Source organism: Natronomonas sp. CBA1123 (genome assembly GCF_009741925.1).
Classification (GTDB): domain Archaea; phylum Halobacteriota; class Halobacteria; order Halobacteriales; family Haloarculaceae; genus Natronomonas.
The window spans coordinates 203,847-216,085 of sequence record NZ_WPCC01000001.1 but is presented as its reverse complement, the minus strand read 5'-3'; the positions used below and the strand labels follow the sequence as shown (position 1 = coordinate 216,085).

At 63.2% G+C, this 12,239-nt stretch carries 12 protein-coding genes; 7 read left to right on the top strand and 5 right to left on the bottom strand.

Annotated elements, in window-relative coordinates:
* Positions 1 to 126: 126 nt before the first annotated feature.
* On the bottom strand, positions 127 to 759 hold the full coding sequence (locus GJ631_RS01070) for a hypothetical protein (protein ID WP_156707359.1): 633 nt from the start codon (positions 757 to 759) through the stop codon (positions 127 to 129).
* A gap of 214 nt (positions 760 to 973) precedes the next feature.
* Positions 974 to 1,546, bottom strand: a complete 573-nt coding sequence (locus tag GJ631_RS01065) for a MarR family transcriptional regulator (protein ID WP_156707358.1) — start codon at positions 1,544 to 1,546, stop codon at positions 974 to 976.
* Positions 1,547 to 1,696: 150 nt separating this feature from the next.
* On the opposite strand from GJ631_RS01065, the gene GJ631_RS01060 reads away from it, so the two are divergent.
* The gene (locus tag GJ631_RS01060; protein ID WP_156707357.1) at positions 1,697 to 2,329 is read left to right on the top strand and encodes a hypothetical protein; all 633 of its coding nucleotides are present in this window, start codon (positions 1,697 to 1,699) and stop codon (positions 2,327 to 2,329) included.
* A 203-nt stretch (positions 2,330 to 2,532) separates the two neighbouring features.
* Here GJ631_RS01060 and GJ631_RS01055 read toward each other — a convergent pair whose 3' ends face one another.
* Positions 2,533 to 3,369 carry an MBL fold metallo-hydrolase gene (locus tag GJ631_RS01055; RefSeq protein ID WP_156707356.1) on the bottom strand — a complete coding sequence of 279 codons (837 nt, stop codon included), beginning with the start codon at positions 3,367 to 3,369 and terminating at the stop codon, positions 2,533 to 2,535.
* Between the two features lie 132 nt (positions 3,370 to 3,501).
* On the opposite strand from GJ631_RS01055, the gene GJ631_RS01050 reads away from it, so the two are divergent.
* From GJ631_RS01050 to GJ631_RS01040, 3 genes are all read left to right on the top strand, one after another.
* Positions 3,502 to 4,848 (top strand): FAD-dependent oxidoreductase, encoded by a 1,347-nt coding sequence (locus tag GJ631_RS01050; protein ID WP_156707355.1) that lies wholly within the window; start codon positions 3,502 to 3,504, stop codon positions 4,846 to 4,848.
* Positions 4,849 to 4,998: 150 nt separating this feature from the next.
* Positions 4,999 to 6,144 carry a rhodanese-like domain-containing protein gene (locus tag GJ631_RS01045; RefSeq protein ID WP_156707354.1) on the top strand — a complete coding sequence of 382 codons (1,146 nt, stop codon included), beginning with the start codon at positions 4,999 to 5,001 and terminating at the stop codon, positions 6,142 to 6,144.
* Between the two features lie 81 nt (positions 6,145 to 6,225).
* Positions 6,226 to 7,098 carry a CPBP family intramembrane glutamic endopeptidase gene (locus GJ631_RS01040; protein WP_197424698.1) on the top strand — a complete coding sequence of 291 codons (873 nt, stop codon included), beginning with the start codon at positions 6,226 to 6,228 and terminating at the stop codon, positions 7,096 to 7,098.
* Between the two features lie 15 nt (positions 7,099 to 7,113).
* On the opposite strand, the gene GJ631_RS01035 is transcribed toward GJ631_RS01040, so the two are convergent.
* A complete protein-coding gene (locus tag GJ631_RS01035) occupies positions 7,114 to 7,980 on the bottom strand; it encodes a DUF6920 family protein (RefSeq protein ID WP_156707353.1) in 867 nt (288 codons plus the stop codon).
* A gap of 76 nt (positions 7,981 to 8,056) precedes the next feature.
* Positions 8,057 to 8,950: a universal stress protein gene (locus tag GJ631_RS01030; RefSeq protein WP_156707352.1), complete on the bottom strand. Its 894-nt coding sequence runs from the start codon at positions 8,948 to 8,950 to the stop codon at positions 8,057 to 8,059.
* Between the two features lie 105 nt (positions 8,951 to 9,055).
* Here GJ631_RS01030 and GJ631_RS01025 point away from each other — a divergent pair, with 105 nt between their 5' ends.
* The 3 genes from GJ631_RS01025 to GJ631_RS01015 all read left to right on the top strand — a co-directional run bounded on the left by GJ631_RS01025 (position 9,056) and on the right by GJ631_RS01015 (position 12,186).
* The gene (locus tag GJ631_RS01025) at positions 9,056 to 9,619 is read left to right on the top strand and encodes a diadenylate cyclase (RefSeq protein WP_156707351.1); all 564 of its coding nucleotides are present in this window, start codon (positions 9,056 to 9,058) and stop codon (positions 9,617 to 9,619) included.
* 254 nt (positions 9,620 to 9,873) lie between these two features.
* Positions 9,874 to 10,134, top strand: a complete 261-nt coding sequence (locus tag GJ631_RS01020) for a hypothetical protein (RefSeq protein WP_197424697.1) — start codon at positions 9,874 to 9,876, stop codon at positions 10,132 to 10,134.
* Positions 10,135 to 10,668: 534 nt separating this feature from the next.
* Positions 10,669 to 12,186, top strand: coding sequence for a hypothetical protein (locus GJ631_RS01015; RefSeq protein ID WP_156707349.1), 1,518 nt, complete (start codon positions 10,669 to 10,671; stop codon positions 12,184 to 12,186).
* The last annotated feature ends 53 nt before the right edge of the window (positions 12,187 to 12,239 follow it).

Here is a 12,239-nt window from a genome sequence, read left to right as displayed (position 1 = left end):
GTTCGATAGCAGTCGAAACGAATAATCGCCGATTAAACGATGGCTTACTGACTAATATCGGGGGTCAGGACCGAAACGGCGAGCGAGGAAAACCGGAGGTGGCTGCCGTTCAGCCCCTACGGTAGTTCAGTTCTCCGCCGAGAGGTCGATTCGGATGATGTCTTCGGAGGAAGTCGTCTCCTCGCTGCCTTCGACTTCCATCGTGAACGTTCCGTCACCGCCACGTTCTATCGAGCTCTCGTTGAGTTGGACCTGATGGAGCTCATCGGAGCTGACTCGCGTGGCGTTCTCGTCGCTGTCGGCTCGTTTCTGGGCATCTACAGTTTCGATGTCGTAGTTGCTCCCATCGATTTCGATGGCGTTGGAGGCGTTGAGTCGGACGGGTTCGTGGGTCCGTGTGACGACTCCGTCGGTGAGGTCGACCTCGGCGATGACTCGCGTGTCATCGGGGGCGTCGACGGGTGCCACGTGGACGGACACCGAGTCCTCGTCGAACGCCGAGGCCCAGAGCTTGAAGTGGACGCCCGTGTCGTCGTCGAAGTAACTCCGTACGGTTTCGTTCGCCCACGCCGCCTCGAGGGCGCGGTCGGCTTCTTCCTCGCTCAGCTCGTCGGGATTGACATTCTCGACGGTGTGGTCGTTCGGTAGTTCGGTTTCTGTCGATTCATCGGTCGGGGTGTCCAGGGTCGCGCCGACGACACCGCCTGTACTGAGGGCAAGCAGTGCGGCGACCGCCAGGACGGCTAGTTTGTGTCGCATCGTGTTCGTTCACCTCGTGTGAGAGCCGCCACGCCCGGCCGGTGGATACGGTAAATCGACCGTCTACCCCTCGCAAACCGTTCGAAATCAGCGAGGGTTCGGGTCCGCCGGTGGGGTGGTGCTCTCGTCGTACCCTTCGAAGAAAGACCTGAAAGTGTTTGATTGGAAATGTGTTCCGAAACGGTTTCGAAAGCCGTTTCAGCGGCTGTAGCGGCTACGTGAGAACAACGACGTTTCCCATCCCTCGTCGTTTGCGCTCGAGTAGGTCCTTGCTTTCGAGGGTATCCAGTGTCCGGCTGACCGTCGCCTTCGAGAGGTCGGTTTCCTCGACGATGTCACGCTGGGGGAGTTTCCCACCGGCGTCCCGAACAATGGTGAACACGGTCTTTTCGTTGTTGTGCAAGCGCTCGATCGTGTCGTCCCAAGCTTCCGACTGTGGTTGAGCGATACCGTCACCGTCGCCGCGCACGGCGTCCGCGTTGTCGGTGCCTCGGCCGACGGGTGTCGTTGTCTGTTGACGCTCTCGCGTCTCGGTGTCCACTCCGTCGGGAGCGTCGTCGAAGAGGAGGTAGGTCCCGCTCCCGCCGAGGAGTGTTGCTGCGACGGCGACGACGGCGACTTCGGGATACGTGAAGTACTCACCTAACTGGGTGGTTTCTGCGCCGCTTTGCCCGAGGGAGACCACGACTGGTGTGGGCGTAATCAACTGGAGGGCAAGGACGAGCGTCGCAGCCACGAAGAGAATCGCTGCGAGCAGTCGCTTGCCGTGGAGGGCCGGCACGTCCATACCGATACGTCTCTCACGGCACCGTTTAATGAGTATCGCTCTCTCGCCGAAAAACGGGCGTGAAACGCCTGTGAAACGCCTTTCAAACCGGTTTCCAACGCGTTTCAGCCAAGGACTGATTTGGTGTTTCACCCAATACTGTAGATAACGATGACCGACTTGCGCGCACGTCTTGCCCTCCTCGCTGGGCTTGCTCTCCTCGGTATCGGGCTCGCGGTTACCGGAGCCACTGTCGATGCAACTGATTCCCTCCGCGACTCGGAGTCGCCACCGGCGTTCGTCGTCTCCGATCAGAACGTTACCTTCGAAGCCGGCGACCAGCAAACGACTGTCGTCGGCAACATGGAGCGGGTCGACAGTCTCGAAGTGGAACAAACCAACGACAAGCAGTACACGGTTCACACGGCGACTGCCGACCCGGTGTCTACCGCCGAGCGTCGACGGGCCAAGGAAATCATCCGGGACAACGAGACCATCCAGCGGTCTCTGGCGAAGTTGCATCGCTACGAACTCACCGTCGACCCGATTCACAAGCTGACAGCGGAGTCTTCGGTGCGTCTCAATGGCACTGTCTCGGCTGGCGATGTGGAAAGTGACAACGGTACCACTTACACGTTCGATGTGGCGGAGTCCGATGGAAGCGTCGTCGTTGACCGACAACCTGACTACGTTGGCGACGAAGTCGCCGTCAGAGTCTCGAATCCGGCTACTGACGAACTGTATTTCAGTGTTATCGTCGACCTGGAAACGAACGAAGTCGTCGATACGACCGGAATGGACTGACGGCTGAAGCGAGTGGGCGCTCGTTGGTCTCGGGAATACTGACTGGTTTTATAATCCGCTGGTGTCAAGTTCGCACTGATGCCCTCCCTGAAGCCCGATTCGGTTAGTCCGAGTAGCGTTTTACTCTTGGCCCTCCTCGCGTTCGTGCTCACCCTCATCGCCGTGTGGCTGAGTTGACTGCCTGAAACGAACCGCGACGCTCGTTACGGTTCGGTAAACACCACCGACCCCCCGAACTCGTATCGACGAGCGTCACCCCAGTCCGTCTCGACCACCTCGTAGTCGGGGTCGCCGTCGATGATGCGTCGAAGCCCGTCTTCGAGTCGGTCGAGAATCGCCAACTCCTCACCGACGAACGGCGGGTTGTGACTCGTGAGCAATGTCTCGAAGACGCCGGCGTCTCGCAACTCGCGGAGTCGTTCGAACGTCTCCAGATAGGCTCGCAAGTCACCGCCTTCGAGGTGGACGTACAGCCCTTCGTCGACGTGTATCACGTCACCGCCGTAGAGGACGCCCGACTGGCGGTCGAGAAAGCCCAACTGTCCCGGGGAGTGTCCCGGAAGGTGGAGGCTTTCGAGCGTTCGGTCACCGAGGTCGAAGGTCTCGTCGCCCGACAGTGGCGTCGGGTTCTCGACTGGCTCGATGGCGTAGTCGTCGGCGTCGAAGCCGTCGGGCAACGCCTCCCCGGCAGCTCGCCAGCGCTCGAGGAAGTTCGCCGGACGCCCGAGGAACTCCTCGGAGCGACCGTCGAGTGCGACCCGACCGTCCGGCGAGCGTTCCCGTTCGTGGATGCGAACGTCGTCGAACTGCGCTGCGTTGCCGATGTGGTCCCAGTGCCAGTGGGTGAGCAACAGCGTGACGGGGGTGTCGACCAACCCCTCGACGAGCGCGCGGAGGTCACCGATGCCGATGCCGGCGTCGACGAGATACGACCGCTCGGTTCCGGCAGCCAGATACATCCCGTAGTATGGCCCCTCCAAAATCCGGTAGGTGCCATCGGAGACGGCCTCCACGTCGTACCACTCGTCGGTGCTGTTCATTGTCACTGCGAGGGAGCGGACCCTCTTGACAGTTTTCGCTCGCGAACCCCCGGGTGGTTCGTCCGGTTTGGACGTTCTCAGTATTGTGGAATTTGAGAAATACTTTTGGCACTCCCACCCGAACTATGACGCATGGGTGATACATTTGTCGTCATCGGCGGAGACGCAGCTGGAATGAGCGCCGCGAGCAAGGTCAAACGGGATAACCCGGAGATGGACGTCGTCGTCTTCGAGAAGGGCGAGTGGGTGTCCTACGCCGCCTGCGGGATGCCGTACTACGTGAAGGGCGCCGTCGACGATATCGACGACCTCGTCACCGTCACGCCCGAGGCGTTCCGCGAGGAGCGCGACGTGGATTTGCGGACCGGCCACGAAGTCGTCGGTATCGATCCGGAGGGCCAGACGGTCACCGTCGACGATGGCACGGAGACGTTCGAACAGCCCTACGACGACCTCCTCGTCGCGACGGGGGCGACCGCGATCGAACCGCCGTTCGACGGAATGGACCTCGACGGCGTATTCACCATCCACGACATGGACGAGGCCGAGGCCATCGAGACGTTCGTTAGCGAGCAGTCCCCCGAGACGGCCGCCATCGTCGGCGGCGGTTACGTCGGCATCGAGATGGCCGAGGCGCTGGCCGAACGCGGGGTCGACGTTTCCATCTACGAGATGCTGCCGCACGTGCTCCAGCCCTTCGGGGAGACGGTCGCGGAAACCGTCGAAGAGCACCTGCGAGAACAGGACGTCGGACTCCATCTCGAGACTGCCGTCTCCGGATTCGACGGCGACGGCTCCGTCGAGGTCGTCGAACTCGAAGACGGCACCCAGCCAGCCGACATCGCTATCGTCGGCGTCGGTGTCGCACCGAACGTCGACCTCGCAGAGGACGCCGGCATCGAGTTGGGTCCGACCGGCGCCATCGCGACCGACGACTACGGCCGCACGAACTACGAGAACGTCTACGCCGCGGGCGACTGTGCCGAGGCACGCCACGTGGTGACCGGCGAACCGGACCACGTCCCGTTGGCGCTGACGGCCAACCGCGCCGGCCGCGCTATCGGCCAAACGATTTCCGGGTCACCGACGCCGACGGGCGACATCGCCGGGACCGCCATCGTGAAGGCCTTCGACCTCGGCGCGTCCCGGACCGGGCTCATCGACGAAGAGCGGGCCCGAGAAGCCGGCTTCGACCCCGTCTCGGTGACGATTTCGGCGGCCTCGCGGGCACACTACTACCCCGACGGCTCGGAACTGACGGTCACGCTGATGGCCGACCGGGAGTCCGGTCGCGTCCTCGGGAGTAGCCTCGTCGGACGGGAGGGCGTCAAACGCATCGACACGGTCGCGACCGCTCTCGCCGCGGAGATGACCGTCGCGGAACTGCAGAACACCGACCTCGCGTACGCGCCGCCGTTCAGTCCGGTGTGGGACCCGGTGCTCACCGCGGCAAAGGTCCTGCAGGGCAAACTGGACTGAGCAATCGAGGTCTGATAACGCGAGGTGTCACCTCGAGTGACCCCTTTGTATCGCGATACTAGCACTCGTTTCGGCCCAATAGAATTCCGTAAATAGAACAATACTGTCGAATCCTTTTTGTCCCTGCGGTGAGATTGACTCGGTAGAACCATGTCTTCCGTCCCCGAGATGACGCCCGAGGACCTGTACGAGCACATCGAGGCGGGTGAACCGGTCACGGTCGTCGACGTGCGCCAACCGCACGAGTACGAGAAGTGGCACATCGAGGGGGCGAGCGTCGAGACGGTAAACGTGCCCGACCGGACGCTGACCCAGTCGGACCCCGGGGAGGTGCTGGCCGACCATCCGACCGAGACGGTCGTGACCGTCTGTGGAACGGGAAAAATCAGTCGTGAATCGGCGCGTCATCTCCGGCGGGCCGACGTCGACGTCCGAAATCTCGCTGGCGGGATGGAGGCGTGGGCGGACCTCTCGGTGTACACGGAACTGACGACGGACACCGACGCGACGGTGCTGCAGTTCCGGCGCCCCTCCAGCGGCTGTCTGGCGTATCTCGTCGTCTCCGGTGACGAAGCGGCGGTCATCGACCCGCTGTCGGCTTTCGCCCGGGAGTACGTCGACGTTGCGGCCGACCACGGGAGCGAACTCACCTACGCCGTCGACACGCACGTCCACGCCGACCACGTCAGCGGCGTCCGCGAACTCGGCGAACACACCGACGCGACTGCGGTCGTCCCCGCGGCCGCGGTCGACCGCGGCATCGACTACGACATCTCCTACGAGACGATTGCCGACGGCGAGACGCTCGAAGTCGGGAACAGCACGATTGCGGCGATTCACACGCCCGGACACACCTCGGGAATGACCGCCTACTACGTCGACGAGGCAGTCCTGCTGACCGGCGATGGGCTGTTCGTCGACAGCGTGGCCCGGCCCGACCTCGAAGCCGGCGCCGACGGCGCACCGGAAGCCGCAGCCCAACTGTATCAGTCGCTACAACAGCGGGTTCTCACGCTACCCGACGAGACGCTCATCGCGCCGGGACACCACGGGACCCATGCCGAACCGGCTGCCGACGGCAGTTACACGGCCCCCCTACGCGATGTCGTCGAGCGACTGGACATCCTGTCGCTGCCCGAAGAGGAGTTCGTCGAGGCCGTCCTCGCCGACATGCCGCCGCGGCCCGCGAACCACACCCAGCTCATCGCGACGAACCTCGGCCAGCGCGACATCCCACGACAGCGCGCCCTGCAACTCGAACGCGGGCCGAACAACTGTGCGGCGACGGCCGACTGAACGACGAACCGTTTCTGTGCGGTGACGGGCCCCTCCTTGGAGCGGAAAAGCGTTTAATGCGATTCCGAGGAGTGTTCTTCTATGGAAAGTTCTAGCATACCGCTCGTCGAGGACCGTCCAGTCGTCGCGTTCTTCCTCGGTGCGTATCTCTATACGTGGGTGGTTTCGGCGCCGGCCGTGTTCATGGAGCCGAGTTGGTCGGCCGCGATTCTCGTCTACGTGGGGAGTTTCGGCCCGCCGATTAGCGCCGCGGTCATCACGTGGCTTCGCGGCGACGACGTTCGGGCGTGGGCGCGACAGATTACTCGCTGGCGGGTCGGCTGGAAGTGGTGGGCCGTCGCCGCCGGTCTCCCGATTGCAGCGGCTGTGGGTATCACGCTCGTGCTCGTCGTCGTTCGCGGCCCCGTCGACCTCGGGCAGGCGTTTCCCTCGCCGATTCTGTTCGCCGTCATCTTCCTGTTCGCGCTGCTGTTGAGCGGCGGTCTCAACGAAGAACCCGGCTGGCGTGGGTTCGCCCAGCCACACCTCAACGAGCGCTACGGGGCGGTGCCGGCGAGCCTGCTCATCGGCGTCGTCTGGGCCGGCTGGCACGCCCCCTACTTCGTCATCCCCGTGACGCCGCACTCCAGTTTCCCGCTCGTCAACACGCTCGGCTGGGTCGGCGGGATTCTCACGCTGTCGATTCTGCTCGGGTGGCTGTACAACAACACCGGCAGCGTTCTGCTCGTGATGGTGCTACACGCGATGGCGAACACCGCCGACGTAGTCATTCCGCTGGCGGCGGACCAAATCGTCATCGACGGCATCATCGACGAAAGCGCCGTCGGCGTCGTCACGGTCGTCCACCTCGCGGTGTACGTCTTCATCGTCTTCGCCGTCATCGCCGTCTACGGCCGGGAACGACTTACCGACGGCGAGATGCCGGACGCGACGGATGCCGGTGCCCGGCCCTGATGTCACGAGGCTGTTTCACGTCGAGTAGTCGATAGCTTCGATGGTCGCCCGCCAGTAGGGGAGGTCACCGTCAGGGAGGGTCCAGGCCACCTCCGCCTCGGTCGGCACTCGCATGCCGTCGCGACGCTCGTAGGCGCGGAAGTGCCCACTCCACGAGGTGTAGTCGTCATCTTCTTGTCGGTAGCGTTCGGCAGTGACGCGCTCGATTTCGTCGTCGGCATCGAAGTGGAACACGACCGAGGCCGTCACGTCGCCGTCTTCGAGGGTTGCACGCGCCGAGTCGTCGTCGATGGCCTCCCAGGTGACGCCCGCCTCGGGCAACAATGCGGTCGGCACCCAGACCGCCTCGACGAGATACCGGAGGAGTTCGCCTTCGTTCATTTCGGGGGTGGGCCCGGCGCTCGCCACGGGGATGGCGCCGAACAGCCGCGCTTTCAGGATGCCGTCGCCCGCTCGATACAGGTCGACGACGCGGGCGGGAACGAGTGGGGCGATATCGATACGTGCGTCCCAGACGAATCCCGGTGGCCGGACGGTGACGTGCTGGGTTGCTTCCAGCGGGCGCCAGTCGGCGTCGGCCCCGCCAAGGCGGAACGTCCCCTGCTGTCGCAATCGCGCCGTTCGGACGTGGGGCTGTCCCGGTTCGAGGACGCGCTCGAAGTACCGGCGGACTGGCGCCGGCAACGACTCGATGTCGTCCGGGTTGAATCGAGGGGGCGTCGGCCGCTCGGAGTCGGCCGCCGCATACAGGGCGTCGACGTGGTCGTGGATTTCGCTGACAAACCGGCGGCGGGCGACCGCGATGGCGGCGATGACGACTCCGAGCGCTGCCGCGAGCAGCGGCCAGCGGCGTCGGGAGGGAGATGGCTCCGAACTTGACATACTCATCGTACCGTGGGAATCAGGATAAATCAACTCGAGGGGGCTCGTCGCGTGGCCCGTCGCTTCGCCGCCCGGGTCAGTCGGGTCGTTTCACCACGAGAACCGGAACGTCGACCGTCCGAAGCACGGCCGAGGCGACGCTACCGAGGAGCTGACGCGTGAGGTTCGACCGGCCGTGTGACCCCATCACCACGAGGTCGATTCCGTTCTCCTCGAGGTATGCTTCGATGCCGGCGGCCGCTCCATCCATCGAAGTCGTCCGTTCGACGGCGGTCTCGACCGTCAGCGACGGGACGGATTCCGTGATGTCCGTCGCGACGCGCTCGACTGCGTCCTGGCCTCTCGCTTCGAGTCGTTCGATGAACGCCCGGTCGAGTCCGCCGGCGTCGAAGACGCCGCCTGCAGCTTGCAGGTCGACGACGTTCAACACGTGGAGCGTCGAACCACAGCGTTCGGCGACACCGATACCGTGCGGGACCGCCACCTCGGCGTTGTCGCTGCCGTCCGTCGGGATGAGAACGTCCGAATAGTCGGTGTTCAGTTCATTCACGTCGCCATCCGGAACGACGAGCACAGGCGTGTCGCCCCGATGGAGGACCTGTTCGGTAACGCCGCCCAACAGACGCCGACCGAGCCCCGTCCGTCCCTGTCTCCCGACGACGAGTAAATCGGCGTCAGTCGACTCTGCGTGGTCACAGATTTGGGCGGCGGGCTTGCCTTCGAGCAGTTCCGTCCGGACGGTGTGGCCGCCCTCCGCTGCGATGTCCTCGATTTCTGCGAGGGCTTCCTCGCCGCGTTCTCGCAGTTGGCGCTTCTCGTCGGCCGTCTCCGTAAGTCGGAGCGTTTTCCGCTCGACGACAGAGACCACATCCACCTCCGCATCGAAGGCCTTCGCGAGTGCGAGCCCCCGTCTCGCCGCTCGACGGGCTTCTTCACTCCCATCGACGGCGATTACGATTCGGTCGTACATCTCTGGTGGGACGTTGGCGGGGCACTCCCTTCACCGTTTGCCGATACGAACGCCGAAACGGGACGCGTACGGAGTTCTATATCCCTCCCGATACGAGTGGGGAGTATGACTACCGCCGACCCGTTGGACATCGCCTATCGGTCGCACGAACGGGTGCAGGAGCTGATCGACCGGATTCGGGTCTGTATGGAGGACGTCAGCCTGTCCTTCAAGCGCTGGGAGGAGCCGTACGTCACCGGCCCGGGGCTGTATTTCGCCGTCGTCTCCGGGCCCACCGTCAGAAATCACGCGGACCCGATGGGGAACAATCGCTGGCCCGACGTCGACAGTCGTGATATCCTCGACGACGTGGATGGGTTCTACGAGGCGACGACCGAGGTCGCTCGCACTCGAGACGGTGCGGTGGTCGTGAGCGTCGACGGTGTCGTACAGGAACAGCTGGTCCGGTTCCGAAGCTACTCTCCTGAGTCGGAACGTTCTCGGGAGGACTCAAGTCCGTACGCCGACTGGATGGGGTCTCGGCACATGAGCGCACTCGATACATCCGCTCGGCCGGACGTGGTCACGACGATGACGCTGAGCGAAGAGACCGGTCGTGTGACCGTCTTCGAGGAGGGCGAGTACAGTACGACACCGCGCGAGCAACTGTCACGAACGTGGGTCGACTGAGTACGTGGCGCTCGCACCTGTTCGCGTGGAACGCAGACCGCAGCACTCCCATCGACCACATACCGTTTCCTGAGGGGGTTCTGGAGAAGATACTTATGCACCTGTTCTGACCCCGATGTATGCGCTCGAATTGGTCTCGGCGTGCCCTCCTCGGCGGCGTTGGCTCGATGACTGTTGTGGGTCTTTCCGGGTGTAGCGGTCCCTTCGCGAGTAGCCGGGGGGCAACTGATGTTATCGTACACAACGATGGCGACGTGTCACGGACCGTCGATTTGACCGTCACACAACGGGACAGCGAGGCTTCCCCAATCGACACCCGCCTCGAACTCAGCCCGAACGAACAGACGGTAATCAACAACAACGTAATAATGGGGGGTGACTACGACGTGGAGGTCTCCTTTACCGATTCGACTCGAGACTCACCGTACTCGGAGACACAAGCGTGGGACGACGCTGGCCAGCCACTTCACGTCATGCTGAACAATCAGATTGTATTCGCAGTCCAGATAGGCTGAGAAACGTTCTGCATCTCATGTGTTTGCTAACTCCCGATAGCGTCTGCTTCTTCGCCAATGTGGGACTCCCCCGAGTGGGGTGAAAAATTCTTAATACGGCTGCCGTTCCCGCCCTACTAGATGTCCCTGTCGAGAGATGCTCTCCTGTTCAGTATCGTGTTGATGCTTTGGGCCGTTCGAATCGAGGCGAGAGGGTACGGTACGTCCGGAACGATTGTTCTCGCCTCGCTCGGAATTGGGGTACTCGGACTTGCTGGAAGTCTCTTTTCGGCCGTGACTTCCGTAGGGCAGCGTCCCGATTCCGACGCCTCCGAATGATTCGGATTTTCCGCGCGTAACTGTGGTTACCGCCGTAATCCACGCTTAGATTTATATCGGGGGTTGGAGAAACAAGCACAGATGAGGCTGCACAGAGACAACGACCACGGTGAGGCTGGAAACCGCCGAATCGAGGCGACGGGCGACCGTTCTCACCGACACTCACACCGGAGTGTACCGACGGCATTGGGTGGGTCACGGGAGTAGTGAATCGGGATGAATCCATGGATTGACGACGAGACAGACGAGTGGAACCGCTGTAATCGGGCGACGCCGAGGCGTCTCTTGGGACTCAGCTACGCGGGTGGTGTGGTCGTTCTGCTGGCGCTGGCCGGGGTTCTGATATTCGGTGCAACCCCGGCCGTCGGTGGGGGCACGACGAGCGATACGATGGCTGACGGCGACGTGGCGCCGACAATGATGGCCGTTACCAGCAGCCATCCTGTCGCCAGCTGTACTGTTTCGGACACGAGCGTCCAAGTAGGTGAGTCGGTGACTATCGACGCCTCGGCGTCCGAAAACGCCTTTGGCTACCAGTACGACAGGTATGGCGATGGCTCGTTCGGCGAGTATACGTATGAGTCTTCGAGAACGGTCGCGTACTCCGAAGCAGGGACCTACGAACCGCAAGTGAAAGTCTGGTCATCTGATGCTGAATCCAGTGACGTCGCATCCTGTGGCAGTATCACGGTGACCGAAGCAACGCCGACTCCGATGCCTACGGTGACGCCGACACCGACATCGACTCCGATGCCCACAGTGACGCCGACACCGACCCCGATGCCTACGGTGACGCCGACACCGACGCCGACCCCGATGCCCACAGTGACGCCGACACCGACGGCAACTCCGATGCCCACGGTGACGCCCACTCCCACGTCGGCGGCGGTTGCCAGCTGTACGGTCTCGGAGACGAGTGTCCAGGTTGGGGAGTCAGTGACGATTGACGCCTCGAACTCCGAGAACGCCGACGAATTCCAGTACGACCGGTACGGGGACGGCTCCTTCGGCCAGTACACTACTCAGCCTTCCAGAGTGGTCGCCTACTCCGAAGCGGGGACCTACGAGCCGCGGGTGAAGGTCTGGTCCTACAGCGGTGGCGAATCCAGTGACACCGCGTCCTGTGGCACGCTCTCCGTGACCGAAGCGACGCCGACACCAACGCCGACGCTCACCCCGACACCAACAGCCACTCCGACGACGCCAATGTCGACTCTCACACCGACACCGACGACTTCTCCGACCTCGACCGTCACGCCGACTCCAACCGAATCGGGGACGGCAAGCTCGTCGACTGGGACCCTGACTCCGACTCCGACGTCGACGACCGAAACGGCCACGGACAGTGGAGCGTGGTTCCGGTACAGCCCGAACGACCCCAGCGAGAACGACTCAGTCAAACTCACCGCCGAACCGGCAGTAACAGAAGACGCCGTCGAAGCATACAGCTGGGACATCGACGGTGATGGGTCCGCCGACCGACACGGACGAGTCTTGGAACTGCCCGTGAAGACGAGCGAGGAAACGGCGGTTACGCTCACCATCGAGAGAGCCAACGGAAGCACGGCGCGTGTCACGAGAGTCGTCCCAATCACGGCGAGTCTCGCTGGCCAAACGGTGACTCCCCGAGAGCCAACGGCTGGCATCGGTGGCGGCATCCCGACCGCGGCGCTTTTCGGCCTCGTGGCCATCGCCCTCGCGGTAGTGGTTGCCGCCTGGTCACGGAAGGATTAGTTCGCGCCCTCGATTCTGGGGTTCTCGAGTAGGAAGGGGTCGTGGTATGGGGG